At 71.3% G+C, this 18,357-nt stretch carries 14 protein-coding genes; 5 read left to right on the top strand and 9 right to left on the bottom strand.

The genetic code is table 11. The annotated features are described in order from the left end of the window. Positions 1-13 precede the first annotated feature (13 nt). Positions 14-1,969, top strand: a complete 1,956-nt coding sequence (locus KIP79_RS49370; protein WP_214104620.1) for a VanW family protein — start codon at positions 14-16, stop codon at positions 1,967-1,969. Here KIP79_RS49370 and KIP79_RS11020 read toward each other — a convergent pair. Then, on the bottom strand, positions 1,956-3,026 hold the full coding sequence (locus tag KIP79_RS11020; RefSeq protein ID WP_214104619.1) for a PQQ-dependent sugar dehydrogenase: 1,071 nt from the start codon (positions 3,024-3,026) through the stop codon (positions 1,956-1,958). The genes KIP79_RS49370 and KIP79_RS11020 overlap by 14 nt on opposite strands. Positions 3,027-3,092: 66 nt before the next feature. On the opposite strand from KIP79_RS11020, the gene KIP79_RS11015 reads away from it, so the two are divergent. Both KIP79_RS11015 and KIP79_RS48935 read left to right on the top strand, forming a co-directional pair. Continuing rightward, entirely contained in the window at positions 3,093-3,998 is a 906-nt protein-coding gene (locus KIP79_RS11015; protein ID WP_214104618.1) for a 2-hydroxyacid dehydrogenase, read from the top strand. Between the two features lie 194 nt (positions 3,999-4,192). Continuing rightward, entirely contained in the window at positions 4,193-6,856 is a 2,664-nt protein-coding gene (locus KIP79_RS48935; RefSeq protein WP_308169665.1) for a putative bifunctional diguanylate cyclase/phosphodiesterase, read from the top strand. A gap of 12 nt (positions 6,857-6,868) precedes the next feature. Here the strand turns inward: KIP79_RS48935 and KIP79_RS11005 are convergent, their stop codons facing one another. From KIP79_RS11005 to KIP79_RS10995, 3 genes are read right to left on the bottom strand one after another with little or no spacing between them, the layout of a single operon-like run. Further along, positions 6,869-9,451, bottom strand: coding sequence for an FtsX-like permease family protein (locus tag KIP79_RS11005; protein WP_214104617.1), 2,583 nt, complete (start codon positions 9,449-9,451; stop codon positions 6,869-6,871). Next, positions 9,448-10,146, bottom strand: a complete 699-nt coding sequence (locus KIP79_RS11000; protein ID WP_214104616.1) for an ABC transporter ATP-binding protein — start codon at positions 10,144-10,146, stop codon at positions 9,448-9,450. The genes KIP79_RS11005 and KIP79_RS11000 overlap by 4 nt, the downstream gene beginning before the upstream one ends. Further along, positions 10,143-10,658 carry a PadR family transcriptional regulator gene (locus tag KIP79_RS10995; protein WP_214104615.1) on the bottom strand — a complete coding sequence of 172 codons (516 nt, stop codon included), beginning with the start codon at positions 10,656-10,658 and terminating at the stop codon, positions 10,143-10,145. The genes KIP79_RS11000 and KIP79_RS10995 overlap by 4 nt, the downstream gene beginning before the upstream one ends. A 205-nt stretch (positions 10,659-10,863) precedes the next feature. Here KIP79_RS10995 and KIP79_RS10990 point away from each other — a divergent pair, with 205 nt between their 5' ends. Both KIP79_RS10990 and KIP79_RS10985 read left to right on the top strand, forming a co-directional pair. Next, complete coding sequence (locus tag KIP79_RS10990) at positions 10,864-11,712, top strand: CAP domain-containing protein (protein WP_250213017.1); 849 nt, start codon at positions 10,864-10,866, stop codon at positions 11,710-11,712. 92 nt (positions 11,713-11,804) lie between these two features. Then, entirely contained in the window at positions 11,805-12,341 is a 537-nt protein-coding gene (locus KIP79_RS10985) for a DUF1707 and FHA domain-containing protein (RefSeq protein WP_214104614.1), read from the top strand. 56 nt (positions 12,342-12,397) lie between these two features. Here KIP79_RS10985 and ilvC read toward each other — a convergent pair whose 3' ends face one another. From ilvC to KIP79_RS10960, 5 genes are all read right to left on the bottom strand, one after another. Further along, positions 12,398-13,387 carry a ketol-acid reductoisomerase gene (gene ilvC / locus KIP79_RS10980; RefSeq protein ID WP_214104673.1) on the bottom strand — a complete coding sequence of 330 codons (990 nt, stop codon included), beginning with the start codon at positions 13,385-13,387 and terminating at the stop codon, positions 12,398-12,400. Positions 13,388-13,430: 43 nt separating this feature from the next. Then, the gene (gene ilvN, locus KIP79_RS10975) at positions 13,431-13,955 is read right to left on the bottom strand and encodes an acetolactate synthase small subunit (RefSeq protein ID WP_214104613.1); all 525 of its coding nucleotides are present in this window, start codon (positions 13,953-13,955) and stop codon (positions 13,431-13,433) included. Then, entirely contained in the window at positions 13,955-15,724 is a 1,770-nt protein-coding gene (locus tag KIP79_RS10970; protein ID WP_256447210.1) for an acetolactate synthase large subunit, read from the bottom strand. Before KIP79_RS10970 ends, ilvN begins: the two co-directional genes overlap by 1 nt. 194 nt (positions 15,725-15,918) lie before the next feature. Further along, positions 15,919-17,238, bottom strand: coding sequence for an MFS transporter (locus KIP79_RS10965; protein ID WP_214104611.1), 1,320 nt, complete (start codon positions 17,236-17,238; stop codon positions 15,919-15,921). 67 nt (positions 17,239-17,305) lie between these two features. Beyond that, positions 17,306-18,157 (bottom strand): hypothetical protein, encoded by an 852-nt coding sequence (locus KIP79_RS10960; protein ID WP_214104610.1) that lies wholly within the window; start codon positions 18,155-18,157, stop codon positions 17,306-17,308. Positions 18,158-18,357: the final 200 nt, after the last annotated feature.

Raw genomic sequence — 18,357 nt, 5'->3', positions numbered from 1 at the left:
AGGAGAGCGAGGCGTGCGCAACGCCGGAGCGTCCATCGACCCGCCGACGGACCCGTTCGCGGCGGCGACTCCGACCGTTCCCCGCCGGAAACACCCCGTCCGCCCCGCCACCGGCTCGCTGCCCCCGGGCGTCTCCTCCGACATCTTCGGCAGCCGCCCGCTCACCCCCGCCAACCCCCAGGACAGTGCCCTGCCGCCGCCCGCGACGGTGGAGCCGTGGCGGGTGGCCGGGCCCAAACCGGCCCCGCTGGGCGGGGTCACGCTCGCCGAACGGGCCGCCGAGCCGGACGAGCCGCAGTTCCGCTGGTGCCGCATGTTGTGCATCACGCTGACCGTCATGGCGTTATTGGCCTACCTGATCCCCGCCGTGCTGCTCACCGGCCGGGTGCTGCCCGGCACCACCGTGCTCGGCGTCGACCTGGGCGGTCTGACCACGGCCGAGGCGGAGCAGCGGCTCCGCGACCGCATGGCCAGCCACATCGCCACCGCCATCGTGATCAAGCAGGGCGCCCAGCGGGTCAGCCTCAACCCGCAGACCAGCGGCCTGTCGCTGAACGCGGCCGCAACCGTGGAGCAGCTGCCCACCGGCTTCCCCAGCCCGATGGAGGTCTGGCAGGCCTTCACCGGGCAGCACGAGGTCAAGCCCGTGATCGCGGTGGACCGCAACCGGCTGGACCAGGTGATCACCACTGAGGTGGCGCGCGACCTGGAAGAGCGCATGGTCGAGGGCGGCGTGCGTTTCGACGGGCTGCAGCCGGTGGCCGTCGAGCCGAAGGCCGGGACCACCGTCAACGTGACCGCGATCGCCGAGGGCGTGACCGACGCCTACCTGACGCCCGAGCTGATCGTCGAGGTGGATCCGCTCCCGGCCCGGCCGACGGTGAGCAAGTCGGGCGTGGCCGAGATGCTGGCCTGGGCCAAACGCGCGATATCCGGGCCGGTCCGGCTGGTGACCAAGGACACCACCGTCGAACTCTCACCGGAGCTGCTCGCCGCCCACCTGGCCTTCATCCCCGACGGCTCCGGAGGGCTCAACCCGCAGTTCGACGGCGCCGCCGCGATCCGGGGCATGAACCTGGTGCCGCCGGAGCTGGCCCCGAAGAACGCCACCTTCGACACCAGCGGCTCCCAGCCCGCGCTCGTCCCCGCCAAGGCCGGCAAGGGGGTGGACACCGCACGACTCAGCGCCGAGGTGATCAAGGAGATCGGGCCGGGCGGCGACCGTACCGTGACGGTCCCGCTGGTGACCGCGCAGCCCACGCTCACCGACCAGGAAGCCGCCAAGCTCGGCGTCAAGGAGCGGATCGGCACGCACACCTCCGTCTTCCCGTGCTGTCAGCCCCGGGTGGGCAACATCCAGACCGTGGCGCGGATGCTGGACGGCCGGATCGTGCAGCCGGGGGAGACCTTCTCGCTCAACAACGCGACCGGCCGCCGGGAGGGCGCGGCGGGCTTCACCGGCTCGGCCGAGGACGTCGAGGTGCGCGGCAAGCACGGCCGGGACGTGGCCGGGATCTCGCAGTTCGCCACCGCCATGTACAACGCGGTCCTGCTCGGCGGTCTGGAGACGGTGGAGGCCGTCCCGCACAGTGGCTTCGTGTCGCAGTACCCGCCCGGTCTCGAGGTGGCCGTCTCCTACCCTGCCCCCGACCTGCGCTGGCGCAACGACTCCAACCACGGGGTGCTGATCAGGGCCACGGCCACCGGCACCGCGGTGACGGTCACGCTCTGGAGCACCGCCCGGTTCAACGTCGAGCTCAAGCAGTCGGCCCGGTACAAGGTGGTCCCGGCCGGGCAGACCACCGGCCCGGCCACCGGCTGCGTGCCGCAGGCGGGCGTGGCCGGATTCACCATCCGGACCACCCGGGTGCTCACCCCGGTCGCGGGCGGCACGCCGCTGACCGACACCGTCACCACCACCTACCACCCGCAGCCCCAGGTGATCTGCCCTCCCGCTACTTCATCGTGATGACCAGCACCCGGTCGTCGCCGTCGTTGGGGGAGCCCCGGCCGTCCAGGTTGCTGGTGGTCGCCCAGAGGCTGCCGTCGGGGGCGGCGGCCACCGCGCGCATGCGCCCGTACTCGCCGTCGTAACGGGCCACCGGCGTGCCCGCGGCGCCCTCGGGGGTCACCGGGACCTGCCACAGCTTCTGGCCGCGCAGCGCCGCAGCCCAGAGCGAACCCCCCGCGTACGCCAGGCCGGACGGGGACGCCTCGTCCGTGGACCAGGTGACGATCGGGTTGGTGTACCGGTCGTCGTCGGCCACCCCTTCGACCACCGGCCAGCCGTAGTTGGCGCCCGGTTTGATGAGGTTGATCTCGTCGTAGGTGTTCTGGCCGAACTCGGTGGCGTACATGTTCCCGGCCTCGTCCCAGGTGATGCCCTGGACGTTGCGGTGGCCCAGGCTGTAGACGAGCGTGCCGAAGGGGTTGCCGGGGGCCGGTTTGCCGTCCATGGTCATGCGGAGGATCTTGCCGCCGAGTGAGTCGCGTTCCTGGGACAGGCCGCGGTCGCCGACCTCGCCGGTGGTGGCGTACAGGAAGCCGTCGGGGCCGAAGGCGAGGCGGCCGCCGTTGTGGTTGCCGCCCTTGGGGATGCCGGTGACGATCGGGACCGGGTCGCTGAGGGTCTGGTCGTAGCGGTACCGGACCACGCGGTTGTCGTTCTCGGCGGTGAAGTAGAGGAAAACGTAGTGATCTTCATTGAAGGCGGGGGAGACGGCCACCCCCATCAGGCCGCCCTCGCCGGCCGGTCGCGCTTCCTCGATCACCTCCACCTCGGTGGTCCGCCCCTGCCCGGTCACCCGGAGCAGCCGCGCGGTGTCCCGCTCGGTGATCAGCGCGTCCCCGTCCGGCAGGAAGGCCACCGCCCACGGCACCGCCAGGTCCCGCACCAGGGTGCGCGGCCCGTCCGGGGGCGCCTTGGCACTGGCGGTCGCCGGTGGCGTCGCCGCCGTCCCGCCCCCCTCGGCGGCGGCGCAACCCGCCGTCAGCAGCACCGCGACGGTCAACCAGCTCAGCTTCATGATTCGCTACCTCCTGTCCCTCCCATACTGGCTCTCTGCCCAGAAAGTTCCCTAAGGTGGGCAACTGTGAAGATCTGGATCGCCCCGCAGGCGGTCGCGGCCGTCCCGTCCGACCTGCCTGACGTCGAGTACGACGTGTACGACGGCACGGCCGAACCCTCGGGTGTCGAGGACGTGGACGTCTGGGTGCCCCCGCTCATCCCCGTGCCCGACATTCCCGGGCTGGTCGGGCGGATGAAACGGCTGCGGCTGATCCAGACCGTGACGGCGGGCGTCGAGCCGTACCGGCCGCACGTGCCGGAGGGGGCGGTGCTCTGCAACGCGCGCGGCGTGCACGACGCGGGCACCGCCGAGTGGGCGGTGGGCGCGATGATCGCCGCGCTCCGCGACTTCCCCGCCTTCGCCGCCGACCAGGCCGCCGGGCGCTGGGCCTACCGGCACACCGGCGTGCTCGCCGACTCCCGGGTACTCATCGTCGGGTACGGCTCGATCGGCGAGGCGCTGGAGCGGCGGCTGGCCGGGTTCGAGGTCGAGGTGGTCCGGGTGGCCCGTACGCCCCGGCCCGGCGTGCACGGCGAGGCCGAACTCCCCGAGCTGCTCTCGCACGCCGACGTGGTGGTGCTGCTGGTGCCCGCCACCGCCGCCACCGCCGGGTTCGTGGACGCCGCCTTCCTGGCCCGGATGAAGGACGGCGCGCTGCTGGTCAACGCCGCGCGCGGCACGGTGGTGGACACCGGCGCGCTGCTGGCCGAGCTGACGAAGGGACGGCTGCGGGCCGCCCTGGACGTCACCGACCCTGAGCCGCTGCCGCCGGGTCACCCGCTCTGGTCGGCCCCAGGATTGTTCCTCACCCCGCATGTCGCAGGGAGCACCCCCGCCTCGGGCAGGAGGATGATCGAACTGGTCGGCGCCCAGCTTCGCCGCTTCCACGCAGGTCAGCCGTTGCGGAACGTGATCAGCGGGGTGTACTGATCTGGCTTCGTCTACTGAACACATCGTCTGGTGAAGATGGTTCCGGACCGTGCCTGCCCCGTGACCTCAGGTCCGTAGCGTTACCCGTACGCGTAGCCCTGTTATCAGATCGGTGACGACTGGGCCATTGGCACCTTGTCCACCGGTGCCCTCGCGCAAACTGGCGAAGTGACCGGATGTAAAGGGCGACGAGCGTGAACGGCAGGAGGGACCCGAGGGTCTCGCTGATCGCCGCGGCCGGGCTCGGCGCGGCCGTGATCGCCCTTGCCCTCATGGCGGGCGGCTCGACCACGGCGGTGACCGCGGTGGCCGGCCTGGTGACCGGGCTGCTCGCTGCCGTCTCCCTGGTGGTGGCGGCCAGCCGGCACGCCGCCGCGCACCGGACCGAGGCGATCGCCTGGCGCTGGCTCGCCGGCGGCGCGCTGACCTGGCTGTTCGGCATCGGCGTGCGGCCGGTGGCGAACGGGACCGCGTTCGTGCTCACCTTCGCCGACCTGCTGCTGCTGGTCGGCTCGCTGCTGCTGATGATCGGCTGCTGGCTCACCGCCGTGCCGCCCCCGCAGTGGCGCGGCGTCCTGCGTCAGGCCACCGAGGCCTACCTGGGCGCGGCCTCCATCTTCGCCATCGCCTGGACGGCGCTGCTCGGGCCGATGGCCGAGCGGGCCGAGGAGCCGGGGTCTTTCTACTTCACCCTGGCCCTGCCGGTGTTCTGCCTGCTGGCCGCCTGCGCGGTGGCGGCCAGGGTGGCGGTCTCCCGGGCCGCCAACCGGGTGGTGGGCCTGGCCGGGCTGCTGGTGCTGGTCGCGATCACGCTCGCCGAGCTGGCCACCGCGATCGCCAGGTTCAACGGCGAACAGGCGCCCTCCCTGGTGGCCGGGCTGATCGCGCCCGCCGCGTTCCTGCTGCTCGCCGTGGCGCCCTGGATCGAGGCGGGCACCCGGCGGCGCATCCCCGCCCGGCTGCTCGCCGCCGCGACCCCGGTGCCGGTGGTGGCGGCCACGCCGTACCTGCTCACCGCCGGGGCCACCGTCGTGGTGGTGGCCGACGCCTTCGGCGGCGGGCGCGGGCCCGCCCTGCCGCTGGTGGCCGGTTCCGTGGTGGTCGTGCTGCTGGTCCGGCTGCTGGCCCTGATGCTCAGCGTGGACGGCATGCGCGACCAGCTGGCGGTCAGCGAGCGCCAGCTCCACCAGCTGGCCGAGAACACCGGCGACATGGTCCTCATGTGCGACCACGAGGGCACCATCCAGGAGATCGGCGCCGGGGTGCGGGACACCTACGGCTACGACCCCGAGACGCTGACCGGCGAGTCCGTCTTCGACTACATCCATCCCGAGGACGTGCCCGGCATCCAGTCCCTGCTCCGCAGGGTGACCGAGGACGACACCCCCCAGCGGTACGGCACCTGCCGGATCGAGTGCCGGGTCCGCGCCGCCGACGGCACCTGGCGGCCCACCGAGTCGGTGGCCACCCGGCACGTCCGGCGTGAGGACCTGATCCTGGTCACCACCCGGGACGTCAGCGACCAGGTGGCGCTCCGCCAGCAGGTCACCCACCTGACCTTCCACGACGGGGTGACCGGCCTGCCCAACCGGGCCTACTTCGAGGAGCGCACCCGCGAGGTGCTGCCCCGGGCCAGCCGTACCGCGGTCATCTTCCTGGACCTGGACGGCTTCACCGGCGTGAACGATTCGGTCGGCCACGCCAGCGGCGACTACCTGCTCGGGCAGGCGGCCCGGCGGCTGCGGGCCGCGGTCGGGGCGGACGACACGCTGGCCCGGTGGGGCGGCGACGAGTTCGCGGTGCTGCTGGAGTCCAGCGGGGACGCGCAGGTGGCGGTGGACCTGGCCGAGCGGCTGCTCCGGGCGGTCTCCGCCGAGCCGTTCCGGGTGGCGGACCGGGACATCGCGCTGACCGCCAGCATCGGCGTGGCCTTCGCCGAGGACGAGACCGCCGAGAAGGAGATGAGCCCCGGGGACCTGCTCCGCAACGCCGACGTGGCCATGGCGCGGGCCAAGGGCCTGGGCGGGCGGCGGGTGGAGGTGTTCGCGGCGCACATGCACACGGACGCGGTACGCCGCCTGGAGATCGCGGCCGACCTGCAGCGCGCACTGCTGGAGAAGCAGTTCGCCATCGAGTACCAGCCCGTGGTGGACCTGGCCACCAACCGGGTGACCGCCGTGGAGGCGCTGGTGCGGTGGTGGCGGGGGAGCGCGTTCGTGCCGCCGGAGCAGTTCCTGGGCACCGCCGAGGACACCGGCCTCATCGTGCCGCTCAGCGAGTGGATCCTGACCGAGGCCTGCCGGGAGGTGGCCGCCTGGCGCGCCTCCTCCTGGGACATCGGCCTGGCCCTCAACCTCTCCCAGCGCCAGATCACCGCCCCCGGCTTCGTGGAGACCATCTCCGCCGCCCTCGCCGACAGCGGCCTGCCGCCCTCCGCGCTCACCCTCGAGGTCATCGAGGAGATGCTGGTGGAGGACGCCGAGGACACCATCGAGAAGCTCTCCGCCCTGCGCGCGCTGGGCGTGCGGCTGGCGATCGACGACTTCGGTACCGGCTACGCCTCCCTGGCCTTCCTCCGCCAGCTTCCGGTCGACATGATCAAGATCGACCCGTCCTTCGTCTCCGGCCTCGGCCGGGACGAGACCCTCACCCTGCTCACCCGCACCATCGTCCGCCTCGGCCACGACCTGGGCCTGACCGTGGTGGCCGAGGGCATCGAGCGTCCCGAGCAGCTGGAACTCCTGCGCGAGATGGGGTGCAGCCGCGGGCAGGGCTACCTGGTGGCCCGCCCGATGGCGGCGCGTGGGGTCGACTCGCTGATGCGCACCAATCTCACGACCTTACAGAACACGGCCTGACCGGCCGGGCTCTCAGGTGAGCCGCCGGACAGGCCGGGTTCTGACCGGGGTGAACAGGCCCGCGATCACGGCGGCCAGCAGGGGCAGCACGACCACCGCCCCCGCGCAGAGCACCCAGGGGACGGTGAAGATCTCGCCGAACGCGAAGTTGTTGCGCTCGCCCTGGTTGAGCGTCACGACCGTGCTGCCGACGAACGCGATCCCGCCGATCAGGCCCGCCGCCACCCCGGCCAGCGTGCCCAGCCCGGCCACGAACGCGGCCTGGCCGGCGACGGCGATCCGCCGCACCCTGGGGGAGGCCCCGATCGCCGTCATGGTGTCCAGGTCGGGCCGGGCGTCGGCCGCCGCGAGCGCGGTCGCCACCAGGGTGGCGGCCAAGGCCAGCAGAGCGGCCGCCGTGGCGATGACGGTCAGCTCCAGGGCGGCGCCGTCGCCTCGCTCGCCCCCGACCTCGACCGAGATCTGCGGGCTCACCGCGTGCAGGAGCGCGGCGAGGCGATCCTTCTGCGCGAACGTGACCGGCGGCGCCACCAGCAGGCCCACCGGCTGCGCGAACAGCTTCAGGTCGGCCACCGCCGAGGGGGGAACCACCGCGAGCACGGGCTCACGGTCCGGTGGGATCACCTGGACGGCGGGCAGTTCCAGGTCCCTCATCGGCACATCGGCATGGCGTGGATCCGCCCCCGGCGCCTGGCTCGGCACGCTGAAGCGCGCCTTCCCGTCCTGTACCGCCCCCGCCGTCAGCACCACGGCCTTGCCGTCCGCCAGCGCCCGCTCGGCGGCCGGATCCTCCCGGCCGAGCAGCAGCCGGAGCAGCTCCGGCCCGCCACTGACCACCTGGCCGAGCGCGGTGAAGGTGAACGCGCACTGATGGCAGTCCCATCGCAGGGACATCTGGTCCACCCACGGTGGCCTGCCGGGACTGAGGCCCACCGAGTCGGCCTCGACCACGGGAACCCCGGGAAACTCGGCCGCGACCGTCGCGCGGACCCGGTCCCACAGCTCGGGGGTGAGGTTCTGGGCGGCGACGACCAGGGTGCCGGGTTGGAACGCGGCCCGGTAGGTCTGCCGTTGTACTGTGTCCAGGCTCGCGGCGAGCACGGCGAGCGGGGTCATCACGGCCAGCGCGGCGAGCACGGCCGCGACGGCGGGAGCGGTACGCGAACGGTTGCGGGCGGCGTCCCTGGCGGCCAGCCGGAGCGGGAGCGGCAGCCGCGCGCCAAACCTGGCCGTCAACGTGACCAGCCCCGGGGTGAGGGCGACCAGGCCGAGCAGCGCCACCACCCCGCCGGTGAACACCGTCACCATGGTTGTCCACACCCCCACTGCCATGATCGCGATCCCGGCGGCCAGCAACGCCCAGCCGAGGATCGGCCGCCGCGGCCGCCGGTCCTGTGCGCCACGCCGCCCGGCCAGCGCCGCCGCGACCTCGGTACGCCCGGCGCTGACGGCGGGCGCCAGCGCGGCCAGCGCCCCGCTGACCACGGCCAGCACGCTGATCCCCGCCACCTGCCACCAGGGCACGTCGAACGGGTCGAACTCCGACGCGATGAGCGGAGTGCCGTATGCCACCGCGGCGGCGGCTCCGAGGATTCCGAGCGGAACCCCCGCGAGCGCGCCCAGCACCCCGAGCGTCAGCCCGTCGGCCACCAGCACCGCGCGCAACCGGCCGGGCGAGGCACCCTGCGCGGCCAGCAGGGCCAGCTCGTGGCGTCGCCGTCGCAGCCCGACCGCGAACGCGGGCCCGGCCAGCAGCACCACCTCCAGTACGACCAGCACGATCCCGAGCCCCAGAGGCACCGCCGGTTCCCAGCCCGGCCTGCTCGGGTACACCGGGGGCAGGACGGGCGGGTTCTCGGCGACCGCGCGAGAGCTCACCACCAGGCCCCGCTCGTTGAGCCGCAGCACCTGCGCCCAGTCCACAGGACCGGGCGTGTCCACCAGCCAGAACGGCTGGTCAGCGGCCGTGTCGAGCAGGTCGCCCGGCCACCCGATCAGCTTGACGGGCACTCCCCGCTGGAAGGCCACCGAGGCCACGCCGACCACGGTCATCTCCCGGTCGGGGGCGATCAGCCGCAGCCGCGTCCCGACGGGCGCCAGGTGGGCCAGTTCGGGGAGGACGGCCACCTCACCGGCGGCTCTGGGCATCCGTCCGGACGTCAGCCGGTAGATTCCGCGGGTCAGCGGGTCGCCCGCGTCCATTTCCAGCGCCCACAGCCAGGCGTAGCCCTGGGCGGTCTCGGCGGCCCGCATGCCCTGGGTCACGGGGACGGCCCGGCCGCCGGTGGCCGCGGCGATGTCGGCGGCCGTCCAGGTCGGGCTGGGTGGTGTGCCGATGATCTCGGGTTCGAACAGGTACTCCCTGCCGGAGGCGTCCTGCCGCACCGGCGCCGCGAACTCCGCCGTCATGATCAGTGCGTCGGCGGTGCCCAGGCGGCCGAACACCGACTCCTGCGGGTCGATGTCCCTGGTGGCCAGCAGGGTGACCAGGCCGCAGGCCGCGGCCACCGGCAGGGCGATCATGGCGAGGATCAGCAGGCTGCGCCAGCGGGCCCGCCACAGGCCCCGGCGGGACAGGCGCAGGACGGCGTTCACCGGCTGCTCGCCATCGGCTCGGCGGTGTCGGCGATCGCGCCGTCCCTGAGGAAGACCACCCGGTCGGCCCAGGCCGCGTATCTCGGCTCGTGGGTGACCAGCAGCACGGCCGCGCCCGCGTCGCAGCGCTCGCGAAGCAGCTGGAGCACGTCGTCCCCGGTCGGGGTGTCCAGCGCGCCGGTCGGCTCGTCGGCGAGCAGCAGCCGCCGTTCCCCGGTCAGCGCCCTGGCGATGGCCACCCGTTGCCGCTCCCCGCCCGACAGCTCGTCGGGGAACCGGTTCCCGGCGCCCGCGAGCCCGACCTCGCCGAGCGCCCGCTCGGCCTCCTGCCTGGCCTTCCTGGTACGGACGCCGTCCAGTTCGCGGGGGAGCATCACGTTCTCGGCGGCGGTCAGCGACGGGATCAGGTTGAGGTCCTGGAACACGTACCCGACCTTCCTGCGCCGCAGCGCGGCCAGCTTCTTCGCCGGCAGCCCGCCGATCGCGACGCCCTCGACCTCGACCGTGCCCTCGGTGGCCCGCTCCAGGCCGCCGGCCAGGTTCAGCAGGGTCGACTTCCCCGACCCGGACGGGCCCATGACCGCGACCAGCTCACCGGCCGCGACCTCCAGGCTCACCCCGCGTAAGGCCGGTACGGCTGACGCCCCCGAGCCGTGCACCTTGGTCACCTCGGTCAGGCGGGAAACAGTGGTCATTCGGGCCTCTCAGAATGGGCGGCCAGCACGGATTCGCAGTGGTCGAGCCAGCGCTGCTCGGCCTCGGCTTGGAAGATCATCGAGTCGTAGACCAGGCGCTGGGCGACGCCGGCGCCGCGTTTGGCCTTGGTCAGCTGCTGCAGGGTGCGCATGGTGGCCGAGCGCTGGGCCTGGATCATGGCGGCGGCGTCCACGTCGGGGGCGATCACCGCCATGGCGAGTTTGATCACCAGTTCGTCCCTGGGCCGGTCGGCCTGGGCGATGGGGGTGCTGAACCATCGCGCCAGTTCCGACCGGCCCTGCTCGGTGATGGCGTAGACGACCCGGCCCTGGTCGTCCTGCTCACCCGGGGCCACCAGGCCGTCGCGCTCCATGCGGGAGAGCGTCGTGTAGACCTGGCCGATGTTGAGCGGCCATGTCGCCCCCGTGGACGCCTCGAACTCCGTGCGAAGCTGGTAGCCGTAGCGCGCGCCCTGGCTGAGCAGGGCGAGCAGACCGTGCCGGATGGACATATACTGAGTATGCATACGCGGTATGCGAACAGTCAATCGTGTGACGAGCATCACACCCGCCTGAATGGAACGGGGCCATCAGCAGTTTTTACTCGGGTTTGACCATTGGTCCGTTCCGTAAAATGCCTTTTTGCCTGATTTTTGGTTGGCGCAGGGCCATACTTCTGACTCCTATCCAGTGCCTACCCCTCACCTGGAAGGCAGTATGAAGAGATCCCTGCGAGCGCTCCTCAGCGTGGGCGCGCTGCTAGCCGTTGGCCTGCCGGTCACCGCCACTGCGGAGGCGGCGGCGGGTATGGCCATGGCGGCCGGCGACACCGCCCTGCTGGCCCGATGCCGGGTGGTGGCGGCCAAACCCGCCCTCACCTCCACCAAGCGCATCCGTGTGGTCGGCGCCCGGAGCGGCTGCTCCAACAAGGCTCTGACCCGGGTGCGGCTCAAGAAAGTGGTGCCAGGGCCGGACCGCGTGGTGAAGAGCGGGGCGCGGGTCGTCCGCAACGCGCGGCTCACGCTCACCGTGCCCTGCGCGTCCGGCGTCTTCTACACCACCGTCACCGACGCGCGCGGCCGCACGGCGGTCTCCGGCAAGGTACGCGTCACCTGCCCGACCAGGCCGAAGCCCTCCCCCTCCCCGACGCCCGGGGGTGGCGGCGGCGGCTCGAGCTCCGGGGTCGGCAGCGCCGTCGAGAACGAGGTGGTCCGCCTCACCAACGCCGAACGCGCCAAGGCCGGCTGCGGCCCGCTGACCCACGACGCCCGCCTGCACAAGGCCGCCCTCGGTCACTCGGCTGACATGTCCGCCAAGAACTACTTCAGCCACGACTCCCAGGACGGCCGCGACTTCAGCGACCGCATCAAGGCGGCCGGCTACTCCTTCACCGCCATCGGCGAGAACATCGCCCAGGGTCAGCGCTCCGCCGCCTCCGTCGTCAACGACTGGATGAACAGCCCAGGCCACCGTCAGAACATCCTCAACTGCAACTACGTCCACATCGGCGTCGGCTACGTCGCCGCCGGGGGCCCGTACTGGACCCAGGACTTCGGAAAGCCGTGAAATACCTCGCTCTCCCGGCCCGGAGCGGGCCGGGAGAGCGAAGTTTCCAGCAATCTGGACACCAGACTTCTGTAAAGCGGATACTCCAAGACATGAGCCCGCAACCTCCTGTCCGCGCGTCCGACGGGGACCGCGATCGTGCGCTCAACGAGCTTCGTGATCGGGCCGCCGAGGGGCGGCTGTCGATGGAGACGTTCGTCGGGCGGGTCGATCAGGCGTTGCGCGCGCGGAGCAGGGACGAGCTGGACGAGCTTGTCGCGGACCTGCCGCAGCGGGGCCGGTGGCGGCGGCGGGTCACCGACGCCGTGTCGGCGGCCTCGGAGTTCTCCTCGCGGCTCCAGAGCGCCTGGCGACGCCCCCGGCTACCCCGGCTGGCCCTTCCCCCGGACAGCCGTATCCGGTACGTGGTGGGCCGCGGGTCCTCCTGTGACCTGGTCCTGTCCGACCTGACGGTCTCCCGCGTACACGCCGAACTCCGCCGCGAGGACGACCACTGGCTCCTGGTCGACCTCGGCTCCCTCAACGGCACCCGCCTCAACGGCTGGCGCCTGGTCGGCCCGGCCCGCGTCCGCACCGGCGACGAGATCTCCTTCGGCGACTGCGCCTTCCTGGTATCCGCGCCCGCGTAAACAGAAACGGCGGCACCACTCCCAAGTGGGAGCAGTGCCGCCGTACCGGGCTCAGCTCACTGCTGGTTCTGCAGCCAGCTCATCATCGGGCGGAGCTTGGCGCCCGTGGTCTCGATCGGGTGCTCGGCCAGTTCCTGGCGGTACTTGTTGAACTGGGTCTGGCCGCCGTCGAACTCGGCGACCAGCTCGCGGGCGAAGTCGCCGGACTGGATCTCGTCCAGGATCCGGCGCATCTCCTTCTTGGTCTCCGCGTTGACCAGGCGCGGGCCGCGGCTGTAGCCGCCGTACTCGGCGGTGTCGGAGACCGACCAGTACATCTTGTGGATGCCGCCCTCGTACATCAGGTCGACGATCAGCTTCATCTCGTGCAGGCACTCGAAGTAGGCGACCTCGGGCTGGTACCCGGCCTCGATCAGGGTCTCGAAGCCCGCCTTGATGAGCTCGGAGACGCCGCCGCAGAGCACGGCCTGCTCACCGAACAGGTCGGTCTCGGTCTCCTCGGTGAAGGTGGTCTTCAGCGCGCCCGCCCGGGTGCCGCCGATGCCCTTGGCGTAGGACAGGGCCAGCGCCCAGGCCGAGCCGCTGGCGTCCTTCTCGACGGCGACCAGACAGGGCACGCCGCGCCCGGCCGAGTACTGCCGCCGGACCAGGTGGCCGGGGCCCTTGGGGGCGACCATGGCCACGTCGACGCCCTCCGGGGCCTCGATCAGGCCGTACCGGATGTTGAGGCCGTGGCCGAAGAAGAGCGCGTCGCCCTCCACCAGGTTGGGCGCGACGTGCTCGGCGTACAGGTGGCGCTGGATGTGGTCCGGGGCCAGGATCATCGTGAGGTCGGCCTCTTCCACCGCCTCCGAGGGGGTGAGCACGCGCAGGCCGTCCGACTCGGCCTTCTCCCGGCTCTTGGAGCCCTCGGGCAGCCCGACGCGCACGTCCACCCCGGAGTCGCGCAGGCTGAGCGCGTGGGCGTGGCCCTGGCTGCCGTACCCGAGGACGGCCACGTGCCGGCCCTGGATGATCGACAGATCAGCGTCGTTGTCGTAGAAGATCTCAGTCACTTTGTCTTGAACCTTTCGGGTTTCTCAGGCTTGTTCAGGCGGTACGGTCGAGTGCCCGGAGCGAACGGTCGGTGATCGAGCGGGCACCGCGGCCGATGGCCACCATGCCCGACTGCACGAGCTCCTTGATACCGAACGGCTCCAACACGCGGACGAACGCCTCCAGCTTGTCTGTGGTCCCGGTGACCTCGATGGTGACCGCGTCGGGGGCCACGTCGACGCAGCGGGCCCGGAACAGGTTGACCAGTTCCAGCACGTGGCTGCGGGAGTCGGCGTCCGCCCTGACCTTGATCAGCATGAGCTCGCGCTGCACCGACTGCGTGCTGTCCAACTCAACGATCTTGAGCACGTTCACCAGCTTGTTGAGCTGCTTGGTGACCTGCTCCAGCGGCAGTTCGGCGACGTTCACCACGATGGTCATCCGGGAGATGTCGGCGTGCTCGGTGGGCCCGACGGCCAGCGAGTCGATGTTGAACCCGCGCCGGCTGAACAGCGCGGCCACCCGGGCCAGCACGCCGGGCTTGTTCTCCACCAGGACGGAGAGGGTGTGGCGGGTCATCAGTCCTCGTGCTCCCACTTCGGCGCCATGTCACGGGCGTACTTGATCTCGTCGTTGCTGGTCCCGGCGGCGACCATCGGCCACACCATGGCGTCCTCGTGGACCACGAAGTCGACCACCACCGGCGCGTCGTTGATCTCCATCGCCTTCTGGATGGTGGCGTCCACATCCTCCGGCCGCTCGCAGCGCAACCCCACGCAACCGTACGCCTCGGCGAGCTTGACGAAGTCCGGGATGCGCCGGGCGGTCTGCAGGTTGGTGTTGGAGTAGCGCTCGTCGTAGAAGAGCGTCTGCCACTGGCGGACCATGCCCAGGTTGCCGTTGTTGATCACGGCAACCTTGATCGGCACGCCCTCCAGGGCGCAGGTGGCCAGCTCCTGGTTGGTCATCTGGAAGCAGCCGTCCCCGTCGATGGCCCACACGACGCTCTCCGGGCGCCCCATCTTCACGCCCATCGCGGCCGGCACCGCGAAGCCCATGGTGCCCAGGCCGCCGGAGTTGATGAACGTGCCAGGCCGCTCGTAGCCGATGAACTGGGCGGCCCACATCTGGTGCTGGCCGACCCCGGCCACGTAGTACGCCTCCGGACCGACGATCGAGCTCAACCGCTCCATCACGTACTGCGGGGCCAGCGTGCCGTCGTCGAAGGTGTCGTAGCCCAGCGCGTACGTGGTGCGCAACGCGTTGAGCGCCTTCCACCAGTCACTGTAGTCGCCCTTGCGGCCGTCGGCCTTGACCGCCGCGATGAGGTCGGTCAGCACTTCCCGGCAGTCGCCCACGATGGGCACGTCGGCGTGCCGGTTCTTGGAGATCTCGGCCGGGTCGATGTCGGCGTGCACGATCTTGGCGTTCGGGGCGAAGGTGTCCAGGCGGCCGGTGACCCGGTCGTCGAACCTGGCCCCGAGCGCGATGATCAGGTCGCTGCGCTGGAGCGAGCCGACCGCCGCGACGGTGCCGTGCATGCCGGGCATGCCCAGGTGCTGGGGGTGGCTGTCGGGGAAGCTGCCCCTGGCCATCAGGGTGGTGATGACCGGGATGCCGGTCAGCTCGGCGAGTTCGCGCAGCTCGGCCGAGGCGCCGGCCTTGTGCACGCCGCCGCCGACGTACAGCACCGGGCGGCGGGACTCGGCGATCAGCCGGGCCGCCTCCCTGATCTGCTTGGAGTGCGGGCGGGTGACCGGGCGGTAGCCCGGCAGCTGCATGGTGACCGGCCAGGTGAAGGTGGTCTTGGCCTGGAGGGCGTCCTTGGAGATGTCCACCAGGACCGGGCCAGGGCGGCCGGTGGAGGCGATGTGGAACGCCTCCACGATCGTCCTGGGGATGTCGGCCGGGTCGGTGACCAGGAAGTTGTGCTTGGTGATCGGCATGGTGATGCCGGAGATGTCGGCCTCCTGGAAGGCGTCCGTCCCGATCGCCGCGGACGCCACCTGGCCGGTGATCGCGACGATCGGCACCGAGTCCATGTGCGCGTCGGCGATCGGGGTGACCAGGTTGGTCGCGCCCGGGCCGCTGGTCGCCATGCACACCCCGACCCTGCCGGTGGCCTGCGCGTACCCCTCGGCGGCGTGCCCGGCACCCTGCTCGTGCCGTACGAGCACGTGCCGGACCTTGGTCGAGTCGTAGAGGGGATCGTAGGCGGGCAGGATGGCCCCGCCGGGGATCCCGAACACCGTGTCGACCCCGACGTGCTCCAGCGCCCGCACCAGGGCCTGGGCTCCTGTCATCTGTTCGGTCATCGGCTCGTTCCTTGTTGGCTGAGCGTAGTTCAGGAGGATTGGGCATAAAAAATGCCCCGTCCGCTGGGCGGATCTGGGGCGGCGCGCAGGACTGCGGACTCCGTCAGGCTGCGCGCCCGCGAAGTACTACGAGAATCCCACTGCGATGCATGGCACCACCCTGTCCGATGGACGGCCTTCACGTCAAATCATCTGGGACGGCGGTCTCAGCATTTGACATGAAGATGTCAGCTTACGGCGGCTTCCATGCGCGCGGCCGTGAGGTCGTACTTGAGGGTCATCAGCACGCCGGACAGGATGATCAGCGCGGGGATGACGGAGATGCCCACCAGCACCGCGGTCACCGCGCTGTCCGGCTGCACGACCGGGTTGGCCGGGTCGGACTCGCGGAAGCCGCCCACGGACAGGACCGCGCCGTAGATGGTCGCGCCGAACGCGGCCACCGCGCTCTCCACCGCCGTCCACAGGCCGGTGAACACCCCGCCCCTGCGCTTGCCGCTGACCAGCCCGTCGTAGGCGATGACGTCGGCCAGCATGGAGAACTGGAGCAACTGCAGCCCGGCGTACCCGACCCCGACCACCACGATGCACAGGTAGGCCCAGGCCGCGCCGAGCCACGGGCTGGCCACGGCCAGCGTGGCCCCGCCCATGAAGAGCAGCCCGGACAGGATCATCGCGCCGCGCTTGTCCATCACCTTGGCCAGCCACACCCAGAGCGGCATGGTGATCAGCATCGGCCCGACCAGCGCCGCGAACAGCGGGGTGGTGGCGCTCGGGTTCCCCAGCGTGTAGGCGGCGAAGTACGGCGCCCCCGCCAGCATCACCCCGGCCGCCAGGGTCTGCGCGCTGCACAGCCCGAGCAGCCACAGGAACGGCCTGGACTCGCGGGCGGCGGCCAGCTGGGCCCGCAGCGAGCCCTCCGACTGCTGCTGCCCGGTGTACGGGGCCCGCGCGGTCCCGAAGAACGACCCGATCATGGCGACGAACAGGATGGCCGCGAACACGACGCCCATCAGCCGGTAGCCCTCCAGGGTGTCCCCGGCCAGCATCGGCGCCAGCACCCCGCTCATCGCGATGGCGATGGCGATGAACACCATGCGCCACTGGAGCAGCGAGGTGCGCTCGTGGTAGTCGGTGGTCATCTCGGCCGGCATCGCCTTGTAGGGCACCTCGTACAGCGCGTACCCGGTGGCCGCGACCAGGAAGGCCACCCCCACGAAGATCGCGGCGGGCACTCCCTTGAGCGGCGGCCCGATGAACATGACGGCGAAGGCGATCGGCAGGATCGCGGTTCCGGCCAGCATCCAGGGCCGCCGGGGTCCCCAGCGGGAGACGGTCCGGTCCGACCACTGGCCGATCAGCGTGTTGGCGATCAGGTCCCATGCCTTGGGCAGGAACACCACGATCCCGGCCAGCAGCGGGTCCACGGCGAGCACGTTGGTCAGGTAGATGAGCAGCAGCAGCCCGGGGATGGCGCTGAAATTGGCCGTGCAGAACGAACCGACCGCGTATCCGACGCGCACGCCCGTGGAGACCCTGGAAATCATGGCGTCATTGAAGCCCAGCAAGCGCTAGGCCGACTAGGTCAAAATCTCGGATTTGTCGGTGTTTCCGTTAGTCGCGGATGTCGGCGCAGACCACATGCGCGCCGAGTTCGATCATCCGGCGCTCGGTGTGCGCGTCGGCCACCCGGGCCATCAGCACCGGCGCCTCGCTGGCGGCCAGTTGCGGCAGCCGGGCCCGGACCCCGCGGTGCAGGTCGCGCACCACGTCCTCGGCGGCGGAGGTGTGCACCTTGACGTGGAGCATGATCCCGTTCGCCCCGGACACCGTACGGGCCTCGGAGATCCAGACGTGGTGGATCACCGAGTAGTCGCGGAGCAGCTCGGCGATGGCCACCCGCAGTGCGGGCAGGATCGGGTGGTTGGTCCGCTGGTATCCCGGGTCCACCACGGTCATCGCGCCGGACAGGTGCTGCCGCGGCTGCGGGATCCAGGAGGAGCCCACCGGCGTGGGCGCGGGCACCGGGGCGCTCCGCACCGGCGGCTTGGCGATCATCGCCATGGCCCCGGTGGCGTACGCCGAGGGCACCGCACCGGACAGCACCGGCGCGGGACCGCTCCGGGTGGACTGCAGGTAGCGCTGGAGGTCCTCGATCGGCACGGCCGCCGCCGCGGGCCCGGCCGCGTCGATGACGATCTCACGGACCCCGGTCACCCGCTGGATGTCCAGGATGGTGTCCGCATCGCAGGCCGACAGCGAGTGGCTGCCCCGATGCCGGGCGTAGGTGGCCGGTCCGGTGTAACCCAGCAGAACCCGTTCACCGCCCTGGGTCGTCCCGAGGACGACCGAGCGGTCGGGCCGGACCGCCACCAGGACTCCCCACTCGGCCAGCGCGGCCAGCAACCGTTGCGGACTGCCGTGCTGGGCGAGTACTTCGCTGAGAGCGGGGTTCCCGATGCTCATATGCGAAACCATAGGTACCGAACCACGATTTAGCAGGCTAATCGCCAAGATTAGCTGCGATCAATACCAAGCTGGCGGCTGTGTGGATGGGCACGGTCCAATTTGGGTATGCCGTGAAATCGGCCTGTACACAAAGAAAGCTCATGATTCCCCTGAGTAACATCCGTCTCGTATGCCGGATCCTCCTCAGGCCCTCGGAG

It is taken from the genome of Acrocarpospora catenulata (assembly GCF_018476525.1).
Taxonomy (GTDB): domain Bacteria; phylum Actinomycetota; class Actinomycetes; order Streptosporangiales; family Streptosporangiaceae; genus Acrocarpospora; species Acrocarpospora catenulata.
The sequence above is the reverse complement of the archived record's forward strand: the minus strand, read 5'-3'. Positions and strand labels throughout refer to the sequence as shown.